This is a genomic window from Apilactobacillus intestinapis, assembly GCF_049166695.1.
Lineage (GTDB): Bacteria > Bacillota > Bacilli > Lactobacillales > Lactobacillaceae > Apilactobacillus > Apilactobacillus kunkeei_C.
In genome coordinates this window covers 68,036-94,240 of sequence record NZ_JBMHFD010000005.1, presented here as the reverse complement: position 1 = coordinate 94,240, position 26,205 = coordinate 68,036, and the positions used below count along the sequence as shown (strand labels likewise).

Annotated in this window: 24 protein-coding genes and 1 tRNA gene; 5 read left to right on the top strand and 20 right to left on the bottom strand. The window is 38.1% G+C overall.

Features of this window, described 5'->3' with window-relative positions; all coding sequences use genetic code 11:
• Positions 1–5 precede the first annotated feature (5 nt).
• Positions 6–98, top strand: a complete 93-nt coding sequence (locus ACOMA7_RS04840; protein WP_080719905.1) for an IS3 family transposase — start codon at positions 6–8, stop codon at positions 96–98.
• A 56-nt stretch (positions 99–154) separates the two neighbouring features.
• On the opposite strand, the gene glmM is transcribed toward ACOMA7_RS04840, so the two are convergent.
• From glmM to cdaA, 3 genes are read right to left on the bottom strand one after another with little or no spacing between them, the layout of a single operon-like run.
• Positions 155–1,507 carry a phosphoglucosamine mutase gene (gene glmM / locus ACOMA7_RS04835; protein WP_054607987.1) on the bottom strand — a complete coding sequence of 451 codons (1,353 nt, stop codon included), beginning with the start codon at positions 1,505–1,507 and terminating at the stop codon, positions 155–157.
• A 36-nt stretch (positions 1,508–1,543) separates the two neighbouring features.
• Positions 1,544–2,503: a CdaR family protein gene (locus ACOMA7_RS04830; protein WP_421392319.1), complete on the bottom strand. Its 960-nt coding sequence runs from the start codon at positions 2,501–2,503 to the stop codon at positions 1,544–1,546.
• The gene (gene cdaA / locus ACOMA7_RS04825; protein ID WP_053791576.1) at positions 2,503–3,348 is read right to left on the bottom strand and encodes a diadenylate cyclase CdaA; all 846 of its coding nucleotides are present in this window, start codon (positions 3,346–3,348) and stop codon (positions 2,503–2,505) included. The genes ACOMA7_RS04830 and cdaA overlap by 1 nt, the downstream gene beginning before the upstream one ends.
• A gap of 160 nt (positions 3,349–3,508) precedes the next feature.
• On the opposite strand from cdaA, the gene ACOMA7_RS04820 reads away from it, so the two are divergent.
• Positions 3,509–4,168 (top strand): DUF1361 domain-containing protein, encoded by a 660-nt coding sequence (locus tag ACOMA7_RS04820; protein ID WP_054607985.1) that lies wholly within the window; start codon positions 3,509–3,511, stop codon positions 4,166–4,168.
• Positions 4,169–4,198: 30 nt separating this feature from the next.
• On the opposite strand, the gene ACOMA7_RS04815 is transcribed toward ACOMA7_RS04820, so the two are convergent.
• Both ACOMA7_RS04815 and murB read right to left on the bottom strand, forming a co-directional pair.
• Entirely contained in the window at positions 4,199–6,160 is a 1,962-nt protein-coding gene (locus ACOMA7_RS04815; protein WP_421392315.1) for a cation:proton antiporter, read from the bottom strand.
• Positions 6,161–6,171: 11 nt separating this feature from the next.
• Positions 6,172–7,056, bottom strand: coding sequence for a UDP-N-acetylmuramate dehydrogenase (gene murB / locus ACOMA7_RS04810; protein ID WP_054607983.1), 885 nt, complete (start codon positions 7,054–7,056; stop codon positions 6,172–6,174).
• Positions 7,057–7,219: 163 nt separating this feature from the next.
• On the opposite strand from murB, the gene ACOMA7_RS04805 reads away from it, so the two are divergent.
• Positions 7,220–7,756, top strand: a complete 537-nt coding sequence (locus tag ACOMA7_RS04805) for a 3'-5' exonuclease (RefSeq protein WP_054607982.1) — start codon at positions 7,220–7,222, stop codon at positions 7,754–7,756.
• A 16-nt stretch (positions 7,757–7,772) separates the two neighbouring features.
• On the opposite strand, the gene ACOMA7_RS04800 is transcribed toward ACOMA7_RS04805, so the two are convergent.
• The 12 genes from ACOMA7_RS04800 to gap form a co-directional block, all read right to left on the bottom strand.
• Positions 7,773–8,273 carry a GNAT family N-acetyltransferase gene (locus ACOMA7_RS04800; protein WP_421392311.1) on the bottom strand — a complete coding sequence of 167 codons (501 nt, stop codon included), beginning with the start codon at positions 8,271–8,273 and terminating at the stop codon, positions 7,773–7,775.
• A gap of 2 nt (positions 8,274–8,275) precedes the next feature.
• Positions 8,276–8,752: a tRNA (adenosine(37)-N6)-threonylcarbamoyltransferase complex ATPase subunit type 1 TsaE gene (tsaE, locus tag ACOMA7_RS04795; RefSeq protein ID WP_421392309.1), complete on the bottom strand. Its 477-nt coding sequence runs from the start codon at positions 8,750–8,752 to the stop codon at positions 8,276–8,278.
• 19 nt (positions 8,753–8,771) lie between these two features.
• Positions 8,772–9,737 carry a phosphate acetyltransferase gene (gene pta, locus ACOMA7_RS04790; RefSeq protein WP_053795232.1) on the bottom strand — a complete coding sequence of 322 codons (966 nt, stop codon included), beginning with the start codon at positions 9,735–9,737 and terminating at the stop codon, positions 8,772–8,774.
• 11 nt (positions 9,738–9,748) lie between these two features.
• Positions 9,749–10,438: a uracil-DNA glycosylase gene (locus ACOMA7_RS04785; protein WP_041152548.1), complete on the bottom strand. Its 690-nt coding sequence runs from the start codon at positions 10,436–10,438 to the stop codon at positions 9,749–9,751.
• An 82-nt stretch (positions 10,439–10,520) separates the two neighbouring features.
• On the bottom strand, positions 10,521–10,994 hold the full coding sequence (smpB, locus tag ACOMA7_RS04780; protein WP_041152547.1) for an SsrA-binding protein SmpB: 474 nt from the start codon (positions 10,992–10,994) through the stop codon (positions 10,521–10,523).
• A gap of 21 nt (positions 10,995–11,015) precedes the next feature.
• Positions 11,016–13,367, bottom strand: coding sequence for a ribonuclease R (gene rnr / locus ACOMA7_RS04775; protein WP_034531962.1), 2,352 nt, complete (start codon positions 13,365–13,367; stop codon positions 11,016–11,018).
• Between the two features lie 150 nt (positions 13,368–13,517).
• A complete protein-coding gene (gene secG, locus ACOMA7_RS04770; RefSeq protein ID WP_034531960.1) occupies positions 13,518–13,757 on the bottom strand; it encodes a preprotein translocase subunit SecG in 240 nt (79 codons plus the stop codon).
• A gap of 100 nt (positions 13,758–13,857) precedes the next feature.
• Positions 13,858–15,384, bottom strand: coding sequence for a ClC family H(+)/Cl(-) exchange transporter (locus tag ACOMA7_RS04765; RefSeq protein ID WP_421392303.1), 1,527 nt, complete (start codon positions 15,382–15,384; stop codon positions 13,858–13,860).
• Between the two features lie 103 nt (positions 15,385–15,487).
• On the bottom strand, positions 15,488–16,807 hold the full coding sequence (eno, locus tag ACOMA7_RS04760) for a phosphopyruvate hydratase (RefSeq protein ID WP_034531957.1): 1,320 nt from the start codon (positions 16,805–16,807) through the stop codon (positions 15,488–15,490).
• A 98-nt stretch (positions 16,808–16,905) separates the two neighbouring features.
• Positions 16,906–17,667: a triose-phosphate isomerase gene (gene tpiA / locus ACOMA7_RS04755; protein WP_421392300.1), complete on the bottom strand. Its 762-nt coding sequence runs from the start codon at positions 17,665–17,667 to the stop codon at positions 16,906–16,908.
• A gap of 172 nt (positions 17,668–17,839) precedes the next feature.
• The gene (locus tag ACOMA7_RS04750) at positions 17,840–19,054 is read right to left on the bottom strand and encodes a phosphoglycerate kinase (RefSeq protein ID WP_041152543.1); all 1,215 of its coding nucleotides are present in this window, start codon (positions 19,052–19,054) and stop codon (positions 17,840–17,842) included.
• Positions 19,055–19,217: 163 nt separating this feature from the next.
• Complete coding sequence (gene gap, locus ACOMA7_RS04745) at positions 19,218–20,231, bottom strand: type I glyceraldehyde-3-phosphate dehydrogenase (protein WP_054604631.1); 1,014 nt, start codon at positions 20,229–20,231, stop codon at positions 19,218–19,220.
• Positions 20,232–20,485: 254 nt separating this feature from the next.
• Here gap and ACOMA7_RS04740 point away from each other — a divergent pair.
• Positions 20,486–20,557: transfer RNA gene (locus tag ACOMA7_RS04740), tRNA-Arg, on the top strand.
• A 98-nt stretch (positions 20,558–20,655) separates the two neighbouring features.
• On the top strand, positions 20,656–21,249 hold the full coding sequence (gene clpP / locus ACOMA7_RS04735; RefSeq protein WP_034531950.1) for an ATP-dependent Clp endopeptidase proteolytic subunit ClpP: 594 nt from the start codon (positions 20,656–20,658) through the stop codon (positions 21,247–21,249).
• A gap of 52 nt (positions 21,250–21,301) precedes the next feature.
• On the opposite strand, the gene whiA is transcribed toward clpP, so the two are convergent.
• The 3 genes from whiA to uvrA all read right to left on the bottom strand — a co-directional run bounded on the left by whiA (position 21,302) and on the right by uvrA (position 26,197).
• Positions 21,302–22,240 carry a DNA-binding protein WhiA gene (gene whiA / locus ACOMA7_RS04730; RefSeq protein ID WP_034534634.1) on the bottom strand — a complete coding sequence of 313 codons (939 nt, stop codon included), beginning with the start codon at positions 22,238–22,240 and terminating at the stop codon, positions 21,302–21,304.
• A gap of 11 nt (positions 22,241–22,251) precedes the next feature.
• Positions 22,252–23,238 (bottom strand): gluconeogenesis factor YvcK family protein, encoded by a 987-nt coding sequence (locus ACOMA7_RS04725; RefSeq protein ID WP_414827358.1) that lies wholly within the window; start codon positions 23,236–23,238, stop codon positions 22,252–22,254.
• Positions 23,239–23,341: 103 nt separating this feature from the next.
• Positions 23,342–26,197 (bottom strand): excinuclease ABC subunit UvrA, encoded by a 2,856-nt coding sequence (uvrA, locus tag ACOMA7_RS04720; RefSeq protein WP_421392295.1) that lies wholly within the window; start codon positions 26,195–26,197, stop codon positions 23,342–23,344.
• Positions 26,198–26,205: the final 8 nt, after the last annotated feature.

Sequence of the window (26,205 nt, the reverse complement as noted above, 5' to 3'; positions counted from 1 at the left end):
AATATATATCTTATTACAACAATTATCGTATAAAACAAAAACTGGGAGGAATGTCACCGGTTGAATACCGGATCAATTCCTCCCAGAAAATAGCATAACCATCTTCCAATTTTAGGGGTTCAGGTCACAATCTAATTAGATTGCTTTTAATTTTTTATTCAATTCCAAAACGTTCTTGAACAACGTCTGCAATACGTTTAGTGTAGCCATCTACTAATTCTTGTGTTGGGGCTTCTGCCATCACACGTAGAAGTGGTTCAGTACCACTAGGACGAACTAGGACACGACCATCACCGTTCATTTCTTTTTCAACTTCAGCGATAACTGCCTTCACTTGATCATCAGCTTGGGCACCATCTTTATCGCTAACCTTAACGTTGATTAGTTGTTGTGGGTACTTAGTTACTTCACCAGCAAGTTCTGATAATTTCTTACCAGTGTCCTTCATTACATGTAGTAATTGTAAACTGGTTAGTAGGCCATCACCGGTAGTGTTGAAATCTAGGAAGACGATATGTCCTGATTGTTCTCCACCTAGGTTGTAACCAGATTTGTTCATTTCTTCAACAACATATCTGTCACCAACCTTGGTTTGAACGTTATGCATACCATTTGCTTCCATTGCCTTGTACATACCTAGGTTACTCATAACAGTAGTTACCACAGTATCTTGTTTTAGACGACCGTGATCTGACATGTACTTACCACAAATGTACATAATCTTGTCACCATCAACTAGTTCACCGTTTTCATCAACAGCTAAACAACGGTCACCGTCACCATCAAATGCTAATCCAATTTCAGCACCTTGTTCTACAACCATCTTTTGTAGTTGTTCTGGGTGAGTTGAACCAACTTGGTCGTTAATGTTGATTCCATTTGGCATAGTTGCCATGGTTTCAAATTCGATACCTAAGTCAGCGTATAAACGTGAAACTAGGTTACTTGTTGCACCGTTTGCTGAATCAACGCAAATCTTCATACCTGATAAGTCATCAGGAACAGTTTGTTCTAGGAAACGAATGTATTTTTGACTACCTTCTGAGTAATCATCAACACTACCTAGACCCTTAGCTGATGGACGTGGTAAATCATCTTGGTCAGCTTCTAGAATTGCTTCGATTTCTTCTTCTAATTCATCTGATAGCTTGTAACCATCTGAACCAAAGAACTTAATACCGTTGTATTCAGCTGGGTTATGTGAAGCGGTAATCATAACACCGGCAGCTGCTCCTTGAGTTCTAACAAGGTAAGCAACACCCGGAGTTGTAACGACACCTAGTTGAAGAACTTCAATTCCGACTGATAGCAATCCGGCAATTAAAGCACTTTCTAACATTTGACCAGAAATTCTTGTATCTCTAGCAACTAATACTTGGGGTTGTCCTTCAGCTTGGCTGTGCTTGGTTAAAATGTAACCACCGGCACGTCCACATTTGAAAGCTAGTTCAGGGCTTAAATCTTTGTTAGCTACCCCTCTAACTCCGTCTGTTCCAAAATACTTCATAATTTTATCTCCATTCATCATTCGATTCTTTAAAATCTATTGTGGAATAACTGTTACTTTGATGTTTTCAGGATCGAAACCAGTAACGTTATTTAGATTCTTATCTAGTTCCACATTGATCACTTTCTTTGATGTAATTCCAGAAACATCAACATAAGCGACTACTTTATCAATTGATTCTAGCTCTTTTTTCGTTCCAAAAACCTTCACCTTATCAGTGTCTGATGTTAGTTCGTATTTTTGATTACTTGAGCCATTTTCAACCTTTAATTTTAGTGGAACGTTTTTATTATTTCCACTACTAATTGGCAAGTTAACAGATGTTGTTGATGGCGTCAAGATGATGTTAACAATTCTACCCTTTGAGTCTAATGCTTCTAAAACAGCTGAAGAGCTCATTGATTTCTTGGTGTTTTGTGGAATGCTTAGCTTAGCAACAACTTGCTTAATCTTAGCAATTTCGTTGGCTGCTCCAGTCACCTTCACCTTGTTAGTACCAAGAACTGGTTTGCCAGCTGAATAACCATCAGCAATGTTAGCTGATTCGTATTCGGCTTTGACTGGGAATTCCACTGTCTTTCTAGGTTGAATATTAACGTAGATATAACTTGGGTTGATGTAGTATCTTAATTCGTTGTTTAAACCATCTTGATACAAACGAACCTTATGAGTTCCAACACCTAGTCTGGAAAGATCAGCATACACCTTAAAGTTTTGTGTGTTGACTGTGGTAGTAACTAACGCTGTAGGTCCTACAATCTTAACTGATACCTTTTCAGGATATCCGGTAACAAAATACTTGCTGTTATCGACATTTAATTGTAGTGGCACTGAGATGTTGGCTGACTTGTTAGAAGTCAATTGAGTAATGTCTTCAGAGCTACCATAGTTACTGCCTGAACCAAAAAGTTTTGACTGGTTAACATAAGCAAATAATAAGATGGCAAAAATCAATGCCAATAATCTTAGGTACCATGGGCTATTAAACTTCTTCATTACTTTTGCCCCCCTGTTGATTGCTTGATCTTGTCGAACCAATTAAAGATGGTTGTAAATAAGTTTTTATTCATTGAATCTTGCTTAGTAATCAATTGATCACGTAAGAACTTCATATAGTCGTCCTTATTCATTCCACGTAATAACTCGTTGTTCTTGGTAATTGATACTTCCCCTGTTTCTTCAGAGATAACAATTGTTAAGGCATCAGTTACTTCAGATATACCAACGGCTGCACGGTGTCTAGTTCCCAATTCCTTTGGAATTAGGTTACTTTGTGACAATGGTAGGTATGCAGCTGCCACGGCAACACGATTATTACTGATGATAACTGCACCATCATGTAATGGTGTGTTTGGAATAAATGTATTAATCAAAAGTTCACCGGTAATATCAGCATCTAGCTTAATTCCAGTTTCGATGTAGTCTTCCAATCCGGTATCCATTTGAATAGTCATTAAAGCACCAATTCTACGCTTGGACATATATTGGATGGCTTTATCAAGTTCCAAAATCATCTTTTCATTTTCAACGTTTTGGTTTTGTGCGTGTTTAATAATTGAGCCACGACCTAAATGTTCTAGGCCACGTCTGATTTCAGGTTGGAAAATAACAATAATCGCGATAACTCCCCAGTTAATAACTTGGTCAGTTAAGTATGATACAGTTGTGAATCCGAAGATTACACTGATAATTTTCACGATGGCAATTACTAAAACACCACGGAATAATTGGACAGCTTTTGTGCCCTTAAGTAAGATAATTACCTCATAGATAATGAACCAAACAACTAAGATATCTAAAAGGTTACTTAGTGTTAAGATGTTACTCCAATTTATCCCCATACCTATTCCTCCATAATTTCATTCATATTTTATATTATATCACTCATTTTCGTTTATTTTTAGCATTATCATTTTTGATAGAATTTTTAAGTAATAATCATTCAATATTTGCCATTTAAGGGTTAAAATAGGGTTAATAATATTTTGAGGGGTCCAAATCATGTTTAAAAACGCACGTTGGCAAGTACGCCTATTTTTCATTTTGTGGATAATATTTTTATTCGTGGTCGCAAAGCCACCGTTTGAATTTTTAGTATTAAACACCTTCTTGGGTTACATCCCCATTGAACTGAGTTTGGAACTAACAAATAAGTACGTTGAAAAGTCATGGATTTTTTGGCCAATCTTTGCACTTTGGTTAATCTTTTATCCAAATGCACCCTACCTATTGACCGATCTATTCCACTTATCACTACTTCAACCCTATGGAACAAACGGACTACTAAGATTATCTGCTCACATGTGGATGAACTACTCATTCTTAATGATTAGTGCTTTAGGATGCTCAATGCTTGGTTTCTACGGATTATTCCAAATCGTAAACCGTTGCTTCGCATTCTTCTCAATTCATTCCAAAGTGGCAAAAGTATTGCTAATCTTTGCTTTAAACGTTGTTTCATCAATCGGAATTTACGTTGGTAGATTCCTTAGATTCCACACCATCTACTTGTTATTCTCACCTCGTTTGGTGATCAAACAATTAACTGAGATGTGGACATTAAAAATGTTAGTATTTGTCTTCATCATGACAGTTGTTCAATGCTTTATCTACTGGATTTTATACCTAATCCTAAAAGATGTGAAAGATTCAAAAGAATAATAAAAAGACAGCCTTATTGGCTGTCTTTTTTTAGTCTGTGCTTAATTCGTTATTTTCAACGTAGTTAACTTCTTGTCTTAATTTAGAAGCAAGTTTTAAGCTAATCTTATCGTTTATCAATAATTCTTGAATTCCTTTACGGTAAGCTTCTAGTTCGCGTTCCTTAGCGATACGGTAGTACTTTTCGTAATCCAATGAACGAGTTCTTAAAGCTAAACTAAGGTTGGTGTATTCATCCACAATGGAATTAATTACTTTTGAATCACCATGTTCTTTTAGCTTTTGAACGGTATAGTCATTGACCATAATCAAAGCTTTTTGAATCTTTAGTTTTTGTTCCTTGTCAGAACGTTGTTTGAATAGCCATAACTTGGTTGTTTGAACGGCTGACATGAATTCTAGTTTTAAGTTGAAATCATTAAATGCAACTAGGTTCTTCAATTCACGATGGTTAATTTGATAGTTAATCGCATTGGCTTCCTTGCTAGTAACAATCTTGTCTGCGACTAATTTCTTAACCGCTTGGTGTTCATATTCAACAGCCAATGAACGAATACTCTTTTCTAAATCATCTGGTTTGATTGAAGATAGTTGTCTAATCATCAATTCACATTGATCGATTAAAATATTGCAAATGTGTTTATCAGGACGGTCCATTTGTTTGATGTCATCAATCACGTAGTTTAGAACGTAGATACGCGCCTTTTCTTCACTCCAATGGTTATCATTATTGTAAGAAACGACCGGATCGTTTTTAGAAATTAATGGCAACACAATTACCGCAGCAAGTAAGCTTAGTATAATTACGATTGATGCGATAAATAGTACCAATTCACGATCAGGGAATGCCTCGTTTTGTACGGTAATCAATGGAATCGAAAGAATCCCGGCCATAGTAATGGCACCACGAACACCTGAGAACCCAACAATGTTTGCAGTTCTGATATCGATTGGTCCAACCTTCTTAGTGGTAATTAGGTTGTGACAGATTTCGTATAGAATAATCCACACAATTCGAATGATTAGAATAATCAACCAGGTTACAACGGCGTAACCAATGGATTGGAATGTGTTGAACTTCATGTCGTTAATAACGGCTTCCATCGCAAATGGTAGTTCAATTCCTAGAATCAAGAACACGATTCCGTTTAGTAGGTAAACGATAATGTTCCAAGCTTGTTCGCTAATTAGTTGTAACTCAGCTGATGATGATTGTGTGGATGTGTTATTCACATGGTACACAATTCCGGCTGTTACAACCGCAATTACCCCTGAAGCATGGAAAACATCTTCAGATAACATGTAGATCACGAATGGTGAAACAATTTGTAGAACTACGTTAAATACTAAGTTCGTTAAACCGTTCTTGTATAACCATTTACGTACCAATGAGATAACTAGCATTGTAACTACCCCAATGATGGCACCAACAATACTGATGTAGAAGAAGTCCCCTACGGCATTTTTTAATGAAAAGGCACCATAAACAGTTGCGGCAATGGCATACTTAAAACCAATCAAACCACTGGCATCATTGATTAAACTTTCTCCGTTTACCAAGTGCAAAATGTTCTTTGGTAAGCGCACCTTTTTGGCGATTGATTCAACGGCAATTGGATCAGTTGGTGATAAAATTGCAGCTAATGAGAATGCTACTGGAAGTGGCATTGATGGAATTAATTTATAAATTAACAAACCACCAAAGAACATGGTGATAAATACTAAGATGATTGCGTTTGCGAAGATGGGCCATCTCAATTCCCAAAGTTCATCCTTGGGAAAACGACGCCCGTCGTTAAATAGCAACGGTGCAATGAATAATAGTAAAAACCAGTCTGTACTTAGGTTAATGCTGAAGTTACCAATCAATGCTAATCCACATCCGAATACGACCTGGATTAAACTAACTGGAATGGCCTTAACATAGTGATTAATGATTGTTGATAGAAGCAGTAGTAATGTTAAAAATAAAATAATTTCAATAAGCTGCATGGATTATCCCCCTATTTGTCTTGTCCGATAATTCTTACTTCCGTTTCTAGATGTACTTTGTTTTTAGCGTAAACAGTTTCTTGCACATGCTTGATTACGTCTAAGTAATCGGTAGCAGTGGCGTTATCAATGTTCACAATGAACCCAGCATGTTTCTTAGATACTTGGGCACCCCCTGATTGGTATCCTTGAAGACCGGCATCGTGAATTAACTTACCAGCAAAGTAACCCTCTGGTCTCTTGAACACACTTCCACAAGACGGTAGATCAAGTGGTTGTTTTGATTCACGTAATGCATTTAAACGATCCATTTCTGCTTGGATTTCATCTTTATCCCCAGCGGATAACTTAAATGTTGCTTCCAAAACGATGTCGTCTTGGTCTTGCACAGCGCTATGTCTGTAACCAAAATCTAATTCACTATTTGATAGTGTCTTGATTTCATTTTCTGGTGTTAAAACAGTGACTGATTCAATCACTTCGGCGGTTTCGCCACCGTATGCACCAGCATTCATGAAGACTGCTCCTCCGATACTACCCGGAATTCCGGCAGCAAATTCCATTCCGGTTAAACCGTGTTGTTGGGCAACAATGGTAGTATCGATGTATCTAGCACCCGCTTGAGCAATTACTAAATCATCGTGAGATGTAATTTCATTCATCTCAGTTAAGATGATGACTAATCCCCTAATTCCACCATCCTTGATGATTAAATTACTGGCATTTCCTAAAATGGTGATTGGTAGATCATCACGTTTTGCCATTGATAGTAATTCTCTGACTTCGTCTGTATTTTTAGGAAAGGCAACCAGGTCAGCAGGTCCACCAGTTTCTGTGAATGTATATTTTGATAATGGTTCATTTTTTAAAAGCTTAATTTTTTCCATTTTAATCATTTTCCTTAATTATCATAATTTATACGAGTTTATTCGTAGAAAACACATACTTTTAATATTTACAACGAGTTAACTCGTATTAATACATTTTTAATTTTACCACGATATCACATAGTAAGACCATGTTATAATGTTGAAAGAATAAAACGAAAGGACGTTATTAATGAACTTCGTTGCAATTGATTTTGAAACTGCCAATAATCAACGAGCTAGTGCCTGTTCATTAGCATTAACCGTTGTCCGCGATAACAAGGTTGTTGATGAATTCTATACTCTAATTAATCCTGAAACCGATTTTAATTATCGAAACGTCGATATTCACGGTATTCACGAAAGCGATGTTGCTGACGCGCCTACCTTCCCTGAAATCTGGCCGGTAATCAAGCAATTTTTTACCAAGGATCAATTAGTAATTGCCCACAACAACTCATTTGATAATAGTGTATTGGCACGTACCTTAATGCGTTATGGACTAACCGTTCCAATTTATAAAACATTAGATACGGTTAAGACTTGTAAATATCTTTTCCCAGAGTTTAAGAATCACAAACTAAATACGGTTTGTGCCAACTTAGGAATCAGACTTCACCATCATCATAATGCGTTAGATGATAGCTTAGCTTGCGCTAATATTTTAATTTATCAACAAGAACACTTTGATGATGACGTGATCAAGTCATTCATCAAGGTAAAAAAATAAGCATCCAACTGGGTGCTTATTTTTTTAGGTTATATTGCATTTCTTGTGTGGATAATACACTTCCAAGTGCATTAATTACCCTTTTCTTTACGACGGTAAATCCACTTTTTGCGTATAAGTGAATTGCGTGTTCGTTGGTCTTTTTCACAACCAGTGCCAATGTGGATAAGTTACTGTCATAGGTTGCCCAATCAATTACAAAATCCATTAACTGGCCACCAATTCCTTGGTGACTATATTGATTCAAGACGGCAATGCCAAGCTCACCGATTCCGGAATCTTGTAGTTCTTGGACCTGAATCATCCCTACCGGTTGATCACCCAAAAATGCTAAACCAATGATAAAACTACGGGTTTGATTAACCAGCATTATTTGTTGAGCTTGATCATCAACGGATAAATTCCCAATATTTGGATCAATCGTGTATTGGTCTGATTCCTGTTTTAATTGTGCAATCAATTCGATTAACTTATCTGCATCGTCTGGTTGTGCACAACGCACCTCTAAATTACACATCGCTATTTTTCCACCTGTGGAAAAATTTGCTTAACGATGTCTTCAAAGCGTTTGCCGCTTGGTTCAAATGAAATGGTTCTAAAGTCTTCACCCTTTTCATCATCACGACGGAAAACAATCTTCAAGTAATCGGCAGGTAGTTCATCGGCAATGAATTCGGACCATTCGATAACGTTAACACCGTCACCATTGAAGTATTCTTCTAGTCCTAGTTCATCCCCGCTACCATCGTCTAAACGATAGATATCCATGTGGTAAAGTGGCAATCTGCCACCTTGATACTCACGGATAATGGTAAATGTCGGACTCTTGATATTACGTTTAATACCCAAGCCCTTAGCTAATCCCTTGGTGAAAGTTGTCTTACCCGCACCTAGATCACCATCCAACAAGATGACGTCTTTAGCCTTTAATAATGGTGCCAATTGTTCACCATATTGTTTTGTTTCATCAGGTGATTCTACGTTAACTTTAACCAAGAATCATCCCTCCTTTTGCTTATAGAGATTGGATTGCGTTAATGATTGCAACGTTGTAAACATCTTCAGCGACACATCCACGTGAAAGATCTGAAACTGGTTTTGCCAAACCTTGTAGTAGTGGACCAAATGCTTCAAAGCCACCTAGACGTTGAGCAATCTTGTAACCAATGTTTCCTGATTGTAGTTCAGGGAATACGAAAACGTTAGCTTGTCCAGCAACTTCTGAACCAGGTGCTTTCTTGTTAGCAACTTCTGGTACTAGTGCGGCATCAAATTGTAGTTCACCATCTGAAGGAACATCTAGTTCGTCTTTGGCCATTGCAGCTGCTTCTTGCACCTTGGTTACCATGTCACCCTTAGCTGATCCCTTAGTTGAGAAACTTAGAAAGGCAACCTTTGGATCGATGTTGAATTGTTTAGCAGTGATAACACTTTGCTTAGCTACTTCAACCATGCCTTTAGCATCTAGTTCGATGTTAATAGCACAGTCGGCAAAGATGTATCTAGTGTCACCTTTTTGCATCAAGAATGAACCTGAGATACGACGCATGCCTTCTTGGGTCTTGATGATTTGAAGAGCAGGTCTAACAGTATCACCGGTAGCATGAGCTGCACCTGATACCATTCCGTCAGCCTTGTCCATGTAAACTAACATAGTACCGAAGTAGTTAGCATCCTTTAGCCATTCAGCTAATTGTTCACGGGTGTTCTTACCGTTACGACGTTCTTCTAATGCATCTAGCATTTCTTCGAAGTCTTTTTCTGGGTAGTTGTTAATGTCGACAATTTCAACGTTTGATAGGTTGAAGTCACCGGCGTTTTGTTTGATTTCTGCTGGGTCACCTAATAGTACTGGGTGGATTAGGTTTTCGTCAGCTAAACGACTAGCTGCTTCGATAATTCTAATGTCGTCTCCTTCTGGGAAAACGATTTTCTTGTTTAAACCACTAATCTTTTCTTTTAATTCATCTAGTAAACTCATATTTCTTCCTCCTAATGGATTGTAACGTGTTCTGGTAGTTGCCAATCAATTGGCTTCTCGCCCAATGATTCTAGGGCAATATTAGTCTTTGAAAATGGTTTGGATCCGAAGAAACCACGGTGTGCTGACAATGGACTTGGATGAGCTGATTCAATCACAATATTGGTCTTGGTATTAATCAACTTCACCTTGTCTCTAGCCGCTCTCCCCCAAAGGATAAATACGACTGGTTCAGGACGTTGTGATAACTTTTCAATTGCAGTATCGGTTAATTTCTCCCATCCCTTTGATTTGTGGGAAAATGCAATTCCATCTCTTACGGTCAATACTGAGTTCAATAATAGAACACCTTGTTTGGCCCACTTTTCAAGGTAGCCATGATTAACCGGTTTGATGCCTAAATCACTTTCTAATTCCTTGTAAATATTTCGAAGCGAAGGTGGCACCTTCACTCCTGGTAGGACTGAGAAACTCAAACCATGTGCTTGATTGGGTTCATGGTATGGGTCTTGGCCTAAAATAACTACTTTTACTTTTGAGAATGGTGTCCATTCAAATGCTTCATAGATTTGATTAGCGTTTGGATGGATTTCATGATTTTCATATTCTTCAACTAAAAATTTGCGTAAATCTTGGTAATACTCTTTTTCAAATTCTGGCTTCAATACATCCCACCAGTCATTGTGAATAAAAGGTTTCATTTATAACACCTCTATATATAATTTTATCATATATACAATAAATTCACATCGCAAAAAAGCGCCCCATTCCGGGACGCTTTTTTTAGTAGTGTTTTAATACACGTGAGATTTCACGTTCTTGATCACGTTTCTTCATTGTTTCACGTTTATCGTATTCATGCTTACCTTCGGCAACACCAATCAAGACCTTAGCAAAACCTTTCTTAAGGTACATCTTCAAGGGAACGATTGTAACTCCCTTTTTGTCTGTTTCCTTTGCTAGTCGCTTGATTTCTTGCTTGTGTAAAAGCAATTTACGATTTCTAAGTGGATCATGATTGAACTGATTACCTTGTTCATATTCACTAATGTGAACATTCATCAATGTAGCTTGGCCATCTCTAATTTGGGCGAACCCATCCTTTAGATTGACACGACTTGCACGAACAGACTTGATTTCAGTCCCGGTCAATGCAATTCCTGCTTCATAGGTTTGTAAAACACGGTAATCATGACGAGCTTTGCGATTTTGCGCAACCAAGTTATCGTCTTTATTAGTTGGTTTCTTCTTAACCATTATCAATCACCTCTCAACCAATTAATGTTTTGAATTGGAATGATTACGACCATTACGGTTGTTGTTTCTTGAATGGCGGTTATTGTTGTTTCTACCAAACTTACCATTCTTGTTGTCATTTCTTCTGTTATTGTTACGACGACCACCGTTGTTTCTTCCACCACGACCGTGAGCACCATTACTGTGACTTTCAGGTTTTAGTTTAGACATTGGTGTATCTTCTGGATTAACAATATCAAAATCGACAGCACTTTGGTCAACGTCGACGTTAACCACCTTAACACGAACTGGTTGACCAATTCTGTAGGTACGGTGAGTATTTCTACCAACAAGTGCTAGATACTTTTCAATATATTCATAGTAGTCATCTTTCATACGACTAATGTGAACTAATCCTTCAACAGTATTTTCAAGTTCGATAAACATACCAAACTTAAGCACTGAACTAACAGTTGCATCGAATTCTTCTCCGATGTGGTCTGCCATGTATTCAGCCTTCTTCATTGCATCAGTATCACGTTCTGCATCGATTGAGCGACGTTCTGCCTTTGATGAATGATCTGAAATTTCTTCAAGTAATCCGGCGTATTTGGCCTTTGATTCCTTATTGATACCGTTATCTTCGTAGTGGTGAATTAAACGGTGAACAGTTGTATCTGGATATCTTCTGATTGGAGAAGTGAAATGAGTGTAGAATTCAGCACCTAGACCAAAGTGACCAAGTGGTTGGTCAGTATATCTAGCTTGCTTCAAACTTCTAAGCATCATAACTGATACGGCAGGTTCTTCTGGCTTACCAGCAACCTTCTTCAATACGTTTTGTAATACCTTTGGCTTCAAGTGATCTGGATCACCCTTAACTTCTACACCGAATGCAGTTAAGAATTCGAAGAAGTTCTTCACACGTTCTCCATCTGGTGTTTCGTGAACACGGTAGATGAATGGTGCGTGTGCTTTACAGTAATGTTCAGCAACAGTTTCGTTGGCAGCTAACATGAATGATTCGATCATTCTTTCAGCGGTACCACGCACTCTTAGCTTAATGTCGATTGGGTGACCAGTTTCATCAACGATGATTTCTGATTCGTTATCATCGAAGTCAATGGCACCACGACGGCGACGTTGTTTGTATAGGATCTTGTGTAGTTCGCCCATTTCTTCAAACATAGGAACTAAGTCTTTGTAACGTTCCATAGTGTTTTCATCATGTGCTTCTAGGATGTCATTTACAGCCTTGTAAGTCATTCGAGCCTTAGATCTCATCACACTTGGGTGAATACGATGGTCAACAACGTTTCCGGCTGGGTTGATTTCCATATCACAACTCATACATAGACGAAGTTCACCTTCGTTCAATGAACAAATTCCGTTTGATAATCTTCTTGGAAGCATTGGTATAACTCTATCTGTTAGGTAAACAGAAGTACCACGCTTGTATGCTTCTTCGTCTAAGAGACTACCTGGTTTTACGTAATGAGAAACATCGGCGATGTGAACACCTAAGTGGTAGTTACCATTTGGTAATTTCCATACAGTAACGGCGTCATCCAAGTCCTTTGATGATTCCCCATCAATAGTAACTAGTGTTTGATCAGTAATGTCTTCTCGACCTTGCTTTTCTTCTTCACTAATTTCTTCTGGAATCGCATCTGCTTCTTGCAATACGTCTTCTGGGAATTGAGCTGGAATATCGTGAGCGTAGACGATTTGTAGGATGTCGATTCCTGGGTCATCAACGCTTCCGATTACTTCCTTAGCTATACCAACCATGTAGTCTGGGTGGTCAGCATTTGGGTATTCAGTAATTTCGGCAGTAATTACTTCACCTGGTGTAGGTTTTAGACCAACACCTGTAACGTAAAACTTGTAGTTAATAAGCTTCTTTTCTTTTAACTTAACTTGACCAACGTAGCCATGATCGTCGTCAGTACGGGTGAATTCACCAACTACTTGTTCGTAGTTTCTTTCAACGATGTTTACAACCTTACCTTCTGGACCCTTACCAGAGTTTTGGTCGGCACGTCTTACAATTTCAATTTGAACAGTATCACCGTTCATTGCTTGTAGTGTGTTGTCAGGTGCGATGAATGCATCTTCTAGGTTTTCGTCATAGTTAACAAATCCGAACCCCTTTGGATTTGCATGAAAAGTGCCTTCGATTGTTTCACCTTGCACGTTTAACTTAAAATTGCCTGTTTCAGTAACCATAACTGTCTTTTCACGTTCTAGAACAGCTAATGATTGGACAATTAGTTTAAATGCATTTGCACCATGGTATCCTAATTCATCGGCTAGTTCTTCTACTGAAAATTCGCGATTTGGGAACTTTTGAAGAACAGCATGAATTTCTTGTTTTAAACTATTATCTTCCACGATTTACTCCTTAAGTTTTAAATTTTCGATCTTAAATCAAATTCGATAACTCATATCTAGTATTCTAACATTTTTATACCGTCTATCCTAAACGGTTTTTTCGGTTTCACATAAAAAAAGCTCCTGTAAAAATTACAGGAGTCTTATCAACTAGTGTGATGATAACCAAACTAATCCTAATGCTGATGCAAAGAAAATAATCAATAATACAACTGTTACTTTTTGCATAAAGGCTTCAAAACCACGTGGCTTAGAGTTGGCAAACAAATCATCAGCACCACCGGTTAAAGAAGACATTGCATCGTTGTTAGTCTTTGCTGGTTGCATCAAGACAGCGATGATAATTAATACACTGTCAATCCAAATTATATTCATTAAGAAATTATACAATTCGTTGCCTCCTACCTAAAATACATAGGTTTCATCTTTAACTTTATCTTTACTGTTTAGTTTATCATAATACTTTCTAACATGCCAATTAATCAAAATTTTAATTATCTAATGTTAGTTTTTCCACATGTGTATATACATAACCACGGTTATCGTAGTTTGTGGATATTTCAATGTTATCCCCAGCCTTTAGGATTGTATCTCCATCGGGGATAATGTATTGTTCATTTCGTTTGATGGAACTAATCAAACAACCATCTGGCCAATTGATTGATTTAACAGCCTTACCATCCATATCTGATCCCAATTGAACTGAGAAATATAGGTTGGTTAGTTGTCCACTTGTTGACAACTTTTGCGGGCTCAACATCTTTTGCAACATTTCATTGTAGATTGGACTACCACCTAATAAGTCGGTAACTTCGTATGCCACCAATGTGACAAAGGCTAATGACATTAGGTTTTGCAATGATCCAACCATTTCGGTAATCAATAAGATGGCAGTAAATGGTGCTTTTCCGACACAGGCGAAAAATCCACTCATTGAAATGATGATGAAGTTAACAAAATAACTTTGTGGTAATACGCCTAATTGAATCAAAACCTCTGCATAAATCGCCCCTATCAATGCTCCTAATGAAAGCATTGGTAGGAAGATGCCACCAGGTAAGCCGGTTGAATATGATAGTATCGACATTACGAAACGAATCAACAAGAACCAAAGCAATACCGTAATCGTTGGTGCAGCCTTGGCAATCATTAATACCATTGTGCTTCCCCCACCTACGATTGTGGGTAAGTACATTTCAAACGGAATGACTAAGATAAATGGGATTAATACCCAGACAATGTTGGGCACCCAATCTAACTTAGCGTACCAGTCGTTTACGTGAAGTGTCGCATACTCATAAATTAATCCACCGATTCCAATTACGATTCCCAATCCGATTAAGTATGGGTAGATATGTAGCGGAATCACGTGTGAATAACTCATGTGTAATACCGGCACTTTCCCAAAGACCGCAGTTGAAACAAAGTTCGCACTAATTGCAGCTGAAAGTGAAGTTAACCAGACCGATGTTGAAAAGTTATGATAGATTTCTTCTAGCACAAACAACGTACTGGCGATTGGAGCGTTAAAAGCAGCGGATAACCCCGCGGCTGCCCCACCAGAGATAATCGTTTTACGTGCTTGTTTTGTTTGTTTAAAGGTATCTGCTAGTCCTTGAGCAGTAGCAGCACCCAATTGGATGGAAGGCCCTTCACGGCCTAAAAATAGCCCACTGGAAATGGCAATCACCCCACCAATGAACTTCTTGCTTAATACAGAGAACCATGAATAATCTAGTTCACCGTTTAACTGACCTTCGACCTGTGGAATCCCAGATCCCTTGATGTTTTTATCTCGTTTTACTAAGTAATATACGAAAAATGCGATTAGCAAATTCAAGATGATTAGCGTAATCAGTACGAATATATTAGTTCGCGCTAGCTTCGCTAGTTTTAAAAATTGATCCGATAGTCCTTCAATCGATATTCGAAATAGACTAACCACCATTCCGACTGCCAGTCCAATTAATAAACCGTACAGCACTGATTTAAATCGTCTTAAATTATCACTTTGCAATATGTTCGCCTTCTTTTTATTGGTATATCAATCATACCATATAATTTTATGTACAAAAAAAGCATTGAAATAATTCAATGCTTTTTTTAGTAACAGTTAGTTATTATTTGTTAATAACGTTGTTACGAGCTTCTTCAGTTAGGTTGTAGAATGAGTTAATACCCTTGTATTCTGCAACTGAAGCTAATTGATCTTCAATTCTCATTAGTTGGTTGTACTTAGCGATACGTTCGCCACGACTCATTGAACCAGTCTTAATTTGACCAGCGTTTAGAGCAACAACTAAGTCAGAAATTGTAGTATCTTCAGTTTCACCTGAACGGTGTGAGATGATAGCTGTGTAGTTAGCTTCTTTAGCCATTTCAACAGCGTTTACAGTTTCTGTTAAAGTACCAATTTGGTTTAGCTTGATAAGGATTGCGTTAGCAACACCCATCTTAATACCCTTTTGTAGGTAATCAGTGTTAGTTACGAATAAATCGTCACCAACGATTTGAACTTTCTTACCTAGACGTTCAGTAGCCATTTGCCAATCTGCCCATTCGTTTTCATCCAATGGATCTTCGATTGAGATAATTGGGTACTTGTCAACTAATTGTTCTAGTAATGTAACAAATTCATCAGCAGAGTATGACTTACCATCACCTACTAAGTTGTACTTCTTAGTTTCTGCATCGTAGAATTCTGAAGCAGCACAGTCAAAGGCGATTGAAACGTCTTTACCTGGCTTGTAACCAGCACGTTGGATAGCTTCTACTAAGATTTCGAATGGTTCTTCGTTGTTCTTCAAGTCAGGAGCAAAACCACCTTCGTCACCTACGGCAGTTGAGTAACCCTTTTCGTTCAAGATAGCTTTTAGGTTGTGGAAAGTTTCTGAACCCATACGAACGGCTTCTTTAACAGTTTCCGCACCAACAGGCATGATCATGAATTCTTGGAAGTCAACTTTGTTGTTGGCATGCTTACCACCATTGATAACGTTCATCATTGGTGTTGGTAATACGTGTCCATTGAAACCACCTAAGTAGTTGTATAAAGGAACACCTAGTTCGTCAGCAGCAGCACGTGCAGCAGCTAATGAAACACCTAAAATAGCGTTGGCACCTAACTTACCTTTGTTAGGAGTACCATCTAATTTAATCATAGCTTCATCAATAGCAACTTGATCAGTTACATCGTAACCTACGATTTCCTTAGCGATAATGTTATTAACGTTGTTAACAGCCTTAGTAACACCTTTACCCATGAAACGGTTTTTATCACCGTCACGTAATTCAACGGCTTCGTGTTCACCAGTAGATGCACCTGAAGGAACGATACCGCGTCCCATTGCACCTGCTTCAGTATATAGTTCTACTTCAACTGTAGGATTTCCACGAGAATCTAGTACTTCTCGAGCATAAATATCTGAAATAATTGACATTTTATTCTCTCCTTAATGAAAGTTGTTACCTCGGAATCAAGGCTATCTTCATTTTATTATTTTACAGACCAAGTTTCAATAAAAAACTGTTCAATCTGTTAATTATTTTGGTAATTGACAATTTTGATGAATTCTTTGGCCTTTAAACTACTCTTTCCAGGTAAGACTCCATCAACATCATCTTGACTCATAATTTCTGAAACATTTTTGGCGTTAACGCTTCCCCCGTAAACGATTCGGATTTGGTTTGCGATGTCATCACCATATAAATCTTTTAATGTTTCACGAATTAGAAAACATGCTTCTTGAATTTCAGCACCACTGGCTGACTTTCCAGTACCGATTGCCCAACTTGGTTCATAACCAATGACAACGTTTTTAGCATCGTCTTCTGAAATTCCCTTTAATGCTTCAATGACTGGATTTACCACCCAGTTCATTTCATCGTATGTCTTTCTCTTAGCCATTGTTTCGTCACAACAAATAATTGGCACCATGTTGTTAGCTAAAACGGCCTTAACCTTTTTGTTAATCATCTTATTGGTTTCGTCAAAGTATTTGCGACGTTCTGAATGACCTAACATGACGTAATTAACACCCATATCGACAAGTGCCATCGGACTTACTTCACCGGTATATGCACCTGAATCTTTATAGAAACAGTTTTGAGCGGCAGCTTTTAGATTTGTTTCTTCTTTACAAAATCTAGTTAATACATCCATGTAAATTGATGATGCAGCAATTGCGCATTCAACGTCTTTAGGATCTGGTAGGTTTCCTTTGACTGCATCTAAGAATTCTTCAACTTCATGTAATGTTAAATTCATTTTCCAATTTCCAACGATAAAAGGAGTTCTCATTTTTTACCTCCTATTCTTTTAAACAGATTATTAAAAATCGCTATATATCAATGATATCACTAAACAATTGATATTAACAAATTGCGCATCTGTTTTAATAAAAATTTCACTCCTTTTATTATACAAAAAAAAGACCCGATGTTATACATCGAATCTTAAAAAGATATTATTCTTATTTATCAGTAATAGCGGCGATACCTGGAAGAGTCTTACCTTCCATGTATTCTAGTGAAGCACCACCACCGGTTGAAACGTGTGATAGCTTGTCAGCTACACCTAGTTCGTTACATGCAGCAGTTGAGTCACCACCACCAACAACAGTAGTAGCGTCAGTTAAGTCACCTAAGAACTTACCAATAGCTAGAGTACCCTTAGCAAAGTTACTCATTTCAAATACACCCATAGGTCCATTCCAAACTACAGTCTTAGCGTCTCTTAGAACGTTTTCGAATAGTTCGATACTCTTAGGACCAATGTCTAGTGCCATTTGGCCATCAGGAATGTTTTCACCAACTACTTGAGTAGGTGCATCATTGTTGAATTCTGGAGCAACAACTGAGTCAACAGGTAGAACGATCTTGTCGCCACCCTTTGCTAGGATTTCCTTAGCAGTGTCAATCTTGTCCTTTTCAACTAATGAGTTACCAATAGTGAAGCCTTTAGCAGCGTAGAATGTGTAAGTCATACCACCACCAATGATGATGTGGTCTGCTTTGTCTAATAGGTTATCGATAACACCAATCTTATCTGAAACCTTTGCACCACCTAAGATGGCAACAAATGGACGTTTAGGATTGTTTACGGCACCACCGATAAACTTAATTTCTTTTTCCATTAGGAAACCAGCGGCAACTGGCTTGTTTTCTGCTTCCATTGCACGTGCAATACCAACGTTTGAAGCATGTTCACGGTGAGCAGTACCGAATGCATCGTTTACGAAGCAATCACCTAGTGAAGCCCAGTATTGACCTAACTTAGGATCGTTACCAGATTCACGTTTTACGTTTTCACCATTTACAACATCTTCAAAACGAGTGTTTTCAACAACAACGATGTCACCATCATTCATGTTGTTGATAGCTTCTTCAAGCTTTGGACCTTCAGTTTCGGGAACGAAAGTAACAGGTTTGTCAATTAGTTCAGAAAGCTTTGCAGCAACTGGACGTAATGATAGTTCTTTCTTGTCATCTTCAGTCTTGATACGACCAAGGTGAGAGAATAGAACTGCCTTTCCACCATGTTCGATTACGTATTTGATTGTTGGAATAGCACCAACGATACGACTTGTGTCACCAACAACACCGTCTTTAATAGGAACGTTGAAGTCGACACGCATTAAAACTTTTTTGCCTTTTAAATCTAAATCAGAAACAACTGTCTTAGCCAATCTAGATTACCTCCCAAAAATTATTTAAAATTGATGTAACAATTTCAATATACTTCATTTATTTCTTTATTTCAAAGAATTTTTAAGCAGAAAGTAATTGTTATAAAAAATGGAGGAGGCAATTGCCTCCTCCACCTTATGCCTTGCTAAATTATAATTTAGATTATAGTTGAGCGAAGTGTAGTAAAGTACGAACCATGTTGCAAGTGAAGCCCCATTCGTTATCGTACCATGACCATACCTTAACAAGTTGGTCATCACCAAAAGTAGTAACATCAGTTTGAGTAGCATCAAATACTGATCCGTGAGTATCACCAATGATATCACTTGAAACGATTGGTTCGTCATTGTAACCAAATGCTTCGTTACCTTCAGTGTGTTCTTTCATCTTAGCGTTAACTTCGTCAGCAGTAACGTTCTTCTTGTCAACGATAGCAGTTAATTCAGTTAATGAACCGTCAACGATACCAACACGTTGAGCCACACCGTTTAACTTACCGTCAAGTTCTGGAACAACAAGACCTAAGGCCTTAGCAGCACCAGTTGAGTGAGGAATAGTGTTAGTTGAAGCAGTACGGTTGTTTCTGAACTTCTTACCACGAGGGCCATCTAGGATAGCTTGAGTTGAAGTGAATGCGTGGATAGTAGTCATAGTACCAACTTTGATACCAAAGTCTTTGTTTAAGAAGTATGCTGTAGGAGCGATACTACTTGTAGTACATGAACCAGCTGAAACGATCTTGTCGTCAGCAGTTAGAGTATCCAAGTTAACACCAGGAACAACAGTCTTGATTTGACCTGCAGGTGCAGAGATTAGAACACGCTTTGCACCAGCGTCTAAGTGAGCTTGTGATTTTTCTTCTGAAGTGTAGAAACCAGTACATTCTAGTACAAAGTCAACACCATCATTTTTAACCCATGGTAGGTCAGCGGCATTGCGTTCAGCGTAAACTGGAACTTCCTTACCGTCAACAACGATTCCGTTATCAGTTGAAGTAACTTCACCTGGGAATTTACCATGTGTTGAATCATATTTTAATAAGTATGCAAGCATTGAAGGAGTTGTTAAATCATTAATAGCAGCAACTTCAATTTCGTCTGAGTTTAGTTCGTGGATACGTTTGAAAGCCAAACGACCAATACGACCAAAACCGTTAATACCAATTTTTACAGTCATAACTGTTTTCCTCCTAGAGAAATAAATTTGAGTACTACGTACGGATTAAATACTACTACTTTTTTACCGATCAGTCTATAATACATGCTCAGTAATTTTAAAAAAATAACCAGTACTAATTTGTAACAGTTATTTTCTGTATCAAATCCTTACACTCTAAGTATATCAGTGCTAATTTTAGTTTGCAAATCAATTAACTCAGTGTGTTTCTTGAATTTAACCCCCTTTTCATTTATAGTTTAACGTGTTGAAATGCATCTGTAGTGTAATGGATAGCACTAAAGATTCCGGTTCTTTCGATGGGGGTTCGATTCCCTCCAGATGCATTGGTGATTAAGTCAGATAAAATCATTTGACCTTAATTGACCATTGATATAAAATTAATATAATTCAAATTGAATTGAAAGCAAGGGAGGATAAAATTATGAATTTAGTCCCAACTGTCATTGAACAATCATCAAACGGTGAACGCGCATATGACATTTACTCAAGATTATTAAAAGACAGAATTATTATGTTATCTGGTCCAATTGAAGACAACATGGCAAACACCATCATTGCTCAATTATTATTCCTAGATGCACAAGATTCTGAAAAAGACATCTACTTATACATCAACTCACCGGGTGGTGTTGTAACAGCCGGTATGGCAATCTACGACACTATGCAATTCATCAAGGCTGATGTTCAAACTATCGTTATGGGTATGGCTGCATCAATGGCCAGTGTCTTGGCTTCTTCAGGTACTAAGGGTAAGCGTTTTGCTCTACCTCACTCTGAAGTATTGATTCACCAACCTTCTGGTGGTGCTCAAGGTCAACAAACTGAAATTGCTATTGCTGCCGAATCAATCTTAAAGACTAGAAAGATGATCAACGAAATCTTAGCTCAAAACTCAGGTCAATCAATTGAAAAGGTTAACCTAGATACTGAACGTGATAAGTACTTAAGCGCTCAAGAGGCTGTCGACTACGGATTGATTGATAGCATCATGACTAACAGTTCTGAAAGAAAATAATTAGATAATAAAAAAGACGTTAACTTTGGTTAACGTCTTTTTTTGTGTCCTTTTATGAAACGGCTTCTTCTCTGATTTTATCAGCGAATTCATTAATCTTTCTCAAACGGTGATTGATTCCTGACTTAGAAATCGCCCCACTTGGCAATGATTCACTTAATTCCTTTAAACTAACTTCTGGCATCTTCATTCTGGTGATGGCAACTTCGTATAGTTTTTCAGGTAACTTATCCAATCCGACGGTGTCATCAATGAATTGAATATTAGAAATTTGCTTGGTTGAAGCATTAGCAACCTTGTTCATATTAGCATTTTCACAGTTTACTAATCTATTCACAGAATTTCTCATATCACGCATGATTCTGACATCTTCGAATTTCAACATCGCATTGGTTGCACCAATTAATTGCAAGAAGTTAGCAATCTTTTCTGCTTCTTTCAAGTATGTGATGTATCCACTTCTTCGATCGGTAGTTCTGGAATTCAATTCGTATTTGTTCATCATTTCTGAAATCATGTCGTTGTGTTCTTCGTACAATGAGTAGATTTCTAGATGGTATCTGGAAGTTTCTGGGTTGTTCACAGAACCCCCAGCTAAAAAGGCCCCTCTTAGATATGATCTCACTTGGGAATCATCCTTCAGTAATTCAATTGGCACTCTTTCCACGATTTGGTAGTTATCAAAAATCCCTAAGTCATCTAGGATTGCTTGCGCTTGGTTAGCGATTCTTACGACGTAGACATTGTTCTTGTTTAACTTCATTTTCTTTCTAACAACAAGCTTACTTTCCACTTCGTAGAATTCTAAAATCAACTTATAGATACGACGAGCGATGGCTGGATTTTCGGTTTGAATATTTAAAATAATTTTACGATTGGCTAACGAAATTGATCCGTTCATTCGAATTAATGCCATTAGTTCTGCCTTGGCATTTTCCTTATGAACTTCTAGAGTCGTTAGTTCCTTTTTTACGTCACTTGCGTATGACATTTTTAATCATCCTATCTTTTTGAAACCAGTTTGAATAATGTATCGGCAACCTTTTTTCCATCATGGAATGCCCCTTGGTGACTTAACATTAAGAAGTCATCGTAGATGCATTCACATCCCATTGCCTGAATTGCTTTTTCATCGTGTTTAACCGGATTTTCAATCTCGTTAAACACTTCTCGATTAATTAGATCAGTATTAACTGGTTGTTTGTTTACGATTACGACGTCAATGAAGTTGGACTTCATATGACGGTTTAAAACTTCAACGTGTTGAGCGTCTGAAAAATGGTCTGTTTCACCCTTTTGTGTCATGATATTACAAATGTATACCACCTGTGCTTTAGACGCTAAAACGGCCTTTCCTAGGTTCTTAATCATTAGGTTTGGCAAGATGCTGGTAAACAGACTGCCAGGACCTAAAACAATTTGGTCGGCGGCCAAAATGGCATCAATGACCTTTTGATTGGCATGCGGAATTTCGTCTTGATTGTCACTGGATTCTACCCAAACACGGTTAATCTTTTTATCCGCATAGGTGATTTCGTATTCACCGGTCATGGTTGAACCATCATCGAACTCGGCGCAAAGCTGTAGTTTTTCGTTGGTGGCTGGATAAATCTTACCAGTGATTTCCATCATCTGACTTAGTGCTTCAACGGCGACGTTCACATCACCCTTCATTTCTGTCATTGCGGCAATGATTAAGTTACCTAACGAATGTTCAGACAAGAAATGATCGCCCTTTTTAAAACGGTATTGAAACAAGTCTAGCTTGTCCTTTGACAAATTAGATAATGATACCAAGACATTTCTGATATCTCCAGGAGGAACAATATTAATTTCATTGCGCAAACGACCTGACGATCCACCATCATCTGAGATGTTCACAATCGCAGTGATGTCAATATTTTCGTTCTTTAGATTATTTAAAATAACTGGTAAACCAGTTCCGCCACCAATGACGACAACGCTTTTTCTCGCCTGATTGTCCTTCATCAAATCGTTTCCTCCTTTCAATTTTTTCAACTAAGAAAGTATAACACACATACCCGGGCGTGTCATTTCAAACACAAATAAAAAAGCGTGTCATCACGCTTTTTTATTTTCTTGCTTCTTTAGTTCGTTTGGTATCACGTTCTAGGACTGGTTTTAAATATTGACCAGTATAGCTTTCCTTCACCTTGACGATTTCTTCAGGAGTTCCAGTAGCGATGATTTCACCACCACCATCTCCTCCTTCAGGTCCTAGGTCGATAATGTGATCGGCTGTCTTAATCACGTCTAGGTTATGTTCGATAATTAAAACAGTGTTGCCTTGTTCGACTAGTTCATGTAGGACAACTAACAAGCGGTTAATGTCATCGGTGTGTAAACCAATGGTTGGTTCATCTAAGATGTATAAGTTGTTTCCAGCTGACTTTTTGTATAGTTCAGAAGCTAACTTCATTCTTTGCGCTTCCCCACCAGACAAGGTAGTTGCTGATTGGCCAAGTTGAACATAGCCAAGTCCTACTTCATCAATGGTTTCTAGTTTTCTAGTAATTTTTGGAATTGATGAGAAGAAATCAAGTGCTTGATCCACAGTCATGTCCAAGACATCAGAAATGTTCTTGCCCTTGTATTCAACTTCCAGTGTTTCGGCGTTGTAACGTTTACCATGGCAAACTTCACAAGGTACGTAAACATCTGGTAGGAAGTTCATTTCAATCTTTAGAATTCCATCCCCATGACAGGTTTCACAACGACCACCCTTAACATTAAAACTGAAACGACCCTTTTGGTAACCACGAAGTTTAGCTTCGTTTGTTTCAGCAAACAATGTTCTAATGTCGTCAAACACTCCAGTATAGGTAGCAGGATTACTACGAGGCGTTCTTCCGATTGGATTTTGGTCGATGTTAATTAGCTTATCTATATTCTTATATCCAGAGATTGACTTGTACTTACCTGGCTTTTCGGAGTTATGGTTTAGCTTTTGGGCAATCGCACGTTTAACAATGCGGTTAATCAATGTTGATTTACCTGAACCAGAAACACCAGTTACGACGTTAAACTCACCTAATGGAATTTCGGCAGTAACGTTCTTCAAGTTGTTTTCAGAAGCGCCAGTAACCTTAATCTTCTTACCGTTACCCTTACGACGTTTCAATGGGACTGGAATGAACTTCTTACCTGATAGGTATTGACCAGTCAATGAGTTGTCGTTTTGAGCCACTTCGTCGGGAGTTCCAACGGCCATTACCTTACCACCGTTGGTTCCGGCACCTGGTCCGATATCAACAATGTAGTCGGCAGAACGTTGAGTGTCTTCACCGTGTTCTACGACAACTAGGGTATTACCCAAGTCACGCATCGATTTTAGTGAAGAAATCAAACGGTCGTTATCGCGTTGATGTAACCCAATTGATGGTTCATCCAATACGTATAGCACTCCTGATAGGTTTGAACCGATTTGAGTAGCTAAACGAATACGTTGTGATTCACCACCAGATAGTGTTCCGGCAGTTCTAGAAAGTGTTAGGTAATCCAATCCCACGTTCTTTAGGAAAGTTAGTCGATCAATGATTTCCTTTAGGATTGGTTTAGCGACAACACTATCCTTTTCACCGAACTTCAATTGAGAGAAGAAGTTTAGTTCTTTAACAACGTCTAGGTCGGTTGCTTCACTGATGTTTAATCCGTCAACCTTCACACTTAGTGCTTCTCTGTTTAAACGGAAACCGTGACAAGTTTGACATGTTAATTCAGTCATATATAGACGCATTTGGTCTCTGGTGAAATCACTGTTAGTTTCCTTGTAACGACGGTCAATGTTGTTAATAACCCCTTCAAAAGGTGCATCGGTGTCTCTAATTCCACCGAAGTTACTGTTGAAGTGGAAGTGGAATTCTTTTCCGTTGGAACCGTATAAAATTAGGTCACGTTGCTTCTTAGGAAGCTTTTTAAACGGAGTATCCATATCGATACCAAATGCTTCACAGGCTTGTTCTAGCAAGCTTGGATAGAACTTGGAACTAATTGGATTCCAGGGTTCGATTGCCCCTTCGTTTAACGTTTTATCCTTGTCAGGAACAACCAAACTTTCGTCTACTTCTAGTTTCATCCCTAAACCATCACAGCTTGGACAAGCGCCAATTGGTGAGTTAAATGAGAATAGACGTGGTTCCAATTCACTAACTGTAAATCCACAAAGTGGACATGCGTAGTGTTCGGAAAAAATTAAGTTGTCACCCCTACCCATCAAGTCGGCAACGGCATAACCGTCACTTAGTCTCAATGCGGTTTCAAGTGAGTCTGATAAACGAGATTTGATACCATCTTTAACGATGATTCTATCAACCACGATTTCAATGTCGTGATACTTGTTCTTGTCTAGTTGAACGTCATCTTCAATTTCGTGAACTTCTCCGTCAGCACGGTATCTAACGAAACCTTCACGCTTAATCTTATCGATAACTTTCTTGTGTTGACCTCTTTGTTGTCTAACCACTGGTGATAAGATTTGAAGCTTGGTTCTTTCTGGAAGAGAAAGGACTTCATCAATCATTTGATCAATTGATTGTCTAGTAATCTTGGTTCCATCGTTTGGACAGATTGGTGTTCCAACACGTGCCCATAGCAATCTAAAGTAGTCGTTAATTTCAGTAACAGTTCCAACTGTTGAACGTGGATTCTTGGAAGTGGTCTTTTGGTCAATCGCAATCGCTGGACTTAATCCTTCGATTGAATCAACGTCTGGTTTGTCCATTTGACCCAAGAATTGACGTGCGTATGAAGACAAACTTTCAACGTATCGACGTTGTCCTTCAGCATATAGCGTATCGAATGCTAATGAACTCTTTCCTGAACCTGATAAACCGGTCATAACAGTCAATTTGTTCTTAGGAATTTCAACACTGATATCTTTTAAGTTATGTGCTCTAGCACCTTTAATGACAATTTTATCGTTTTGCAAGTTTTTGC

Excerpts from the sequence above, each read along its gene's own strand:
- glmM (WP_054607987.1), bottom strand. The coding sequence starts at position 1,507 with ATGAAGTATTTTGGAACAGACGGAGTTAGAGGGGTAGCTAACAAAGAT.
- ACOMA7_RS04830 (WP_421392319.1), bottom strand. The coding sequence starts at position 2,503 with ATGAAGAAGTTTAATAGCCCATGGTACCTAAGATTATTGGCATTGATT.
- cdaA (WP_053791576.1), bottom strand. The coding sequence starts at position 3,348 with ATGGGGATAAATTGGAGTAACATCTTAACACTAAGTAACCTTTTAGAT.
- ACOMA7_RS04820 (WP_054607985.1), top strand. The coding sequence starts at position 3,509 with ATGTTTAAAAACGCACGTTGGCAAGTACGCCTATTTTTCATTTTGTGG.
- ACOMA7_RS04815 (WP_421392315.1), bottom strand. The coding sequence starts at position 6,160 with ATGCAGCTTATTGAAATTATTTTATTTTTAACATTACTACTGCTTCTA.
- murB (WP_054607983.1), bottom strand. The coding sequence starts at position 7,056 with ATGATTAAAATGGAAAAAATTAAGCTTTTAAAAAATGAACCATTATCA.
- ACOMA7_RS04805 (WP_054607982.1), top strand. The coding sequence starts at position 7,220 with ATGAACTTCGTTGCAATTGATTTTGAAACTGCCAATAATCAACGAGCT.
- ACOMA7_RS04800 (WP_421392311.1), bottom strand. The coding sequence starts at position 8,273 with ATGTGTAATTTAGAGGTGCGTTGTGCACAACCAGACGATGCAGATAAG.
- pta (WP_053795232.1), bottom strand. The coding sequence starts at position 9,737 with ATGAGTTTACTAGATGAATTAAAAGAAAAGATTAGTGGTTTAAACAAG.
- ACOMA7_RS04785 (WP_041152548.1), bottom strand. The coding sequence starts at position 10,438 with ATGAAACCTTTTATTCACAATGACTGGTGGGATGTATTGAAGCCAGAA.
- smpB (WP_041152547.1), bottom strand. The coding sequence starts at position 10,994 with ATGGTTAAGAAGAAACCAACTAATAAAGACGATAACTTGGTTGCGCAA.
- eno (WP_034531957.1), bottom strand. The coding sequence starts at position 16,807 with ATGTCAATTATTTCAGATATTTATGCTCGAGAAGTACTAGATTCTCGT.
- tpiA (WP_421392300.1), bottom strand. The coding sequence starts at position 17,667 with ATGAGAACTCCTTTTATCGTTGGAAATTGGAAAATGAATTTAACATTA.
- gap (WP_054604631.1), bottom strand. The coding sequence starts at position 20,231 with ATGACTGTAAAAATTGGTATTAACGGTTTTGGTCGTATTGGTCGTTTG.
- clpP (WP_034531950.1), top strand. The coding sequence starts at position 20,656 with ATGAATTTAGTCCCAACTGTCATTGAACAATCATCAAACGGTGAACGC.
- whiA (WP_034534634.1), bottom strand. The coding sequence starts at position 22,240 with ATGTCATACGCAAGTGACGTAAAAAAGGAACTAACGACTCTAGAAGTT.
- ACOMA7_RS04725 (WP_414827358.1), bottom strand. The coding sequence starts at position 23,238 with ATGAAGGACAATCAGGCGAGAAAAAGCGTTGTCGTCATTGGTGGCGGA.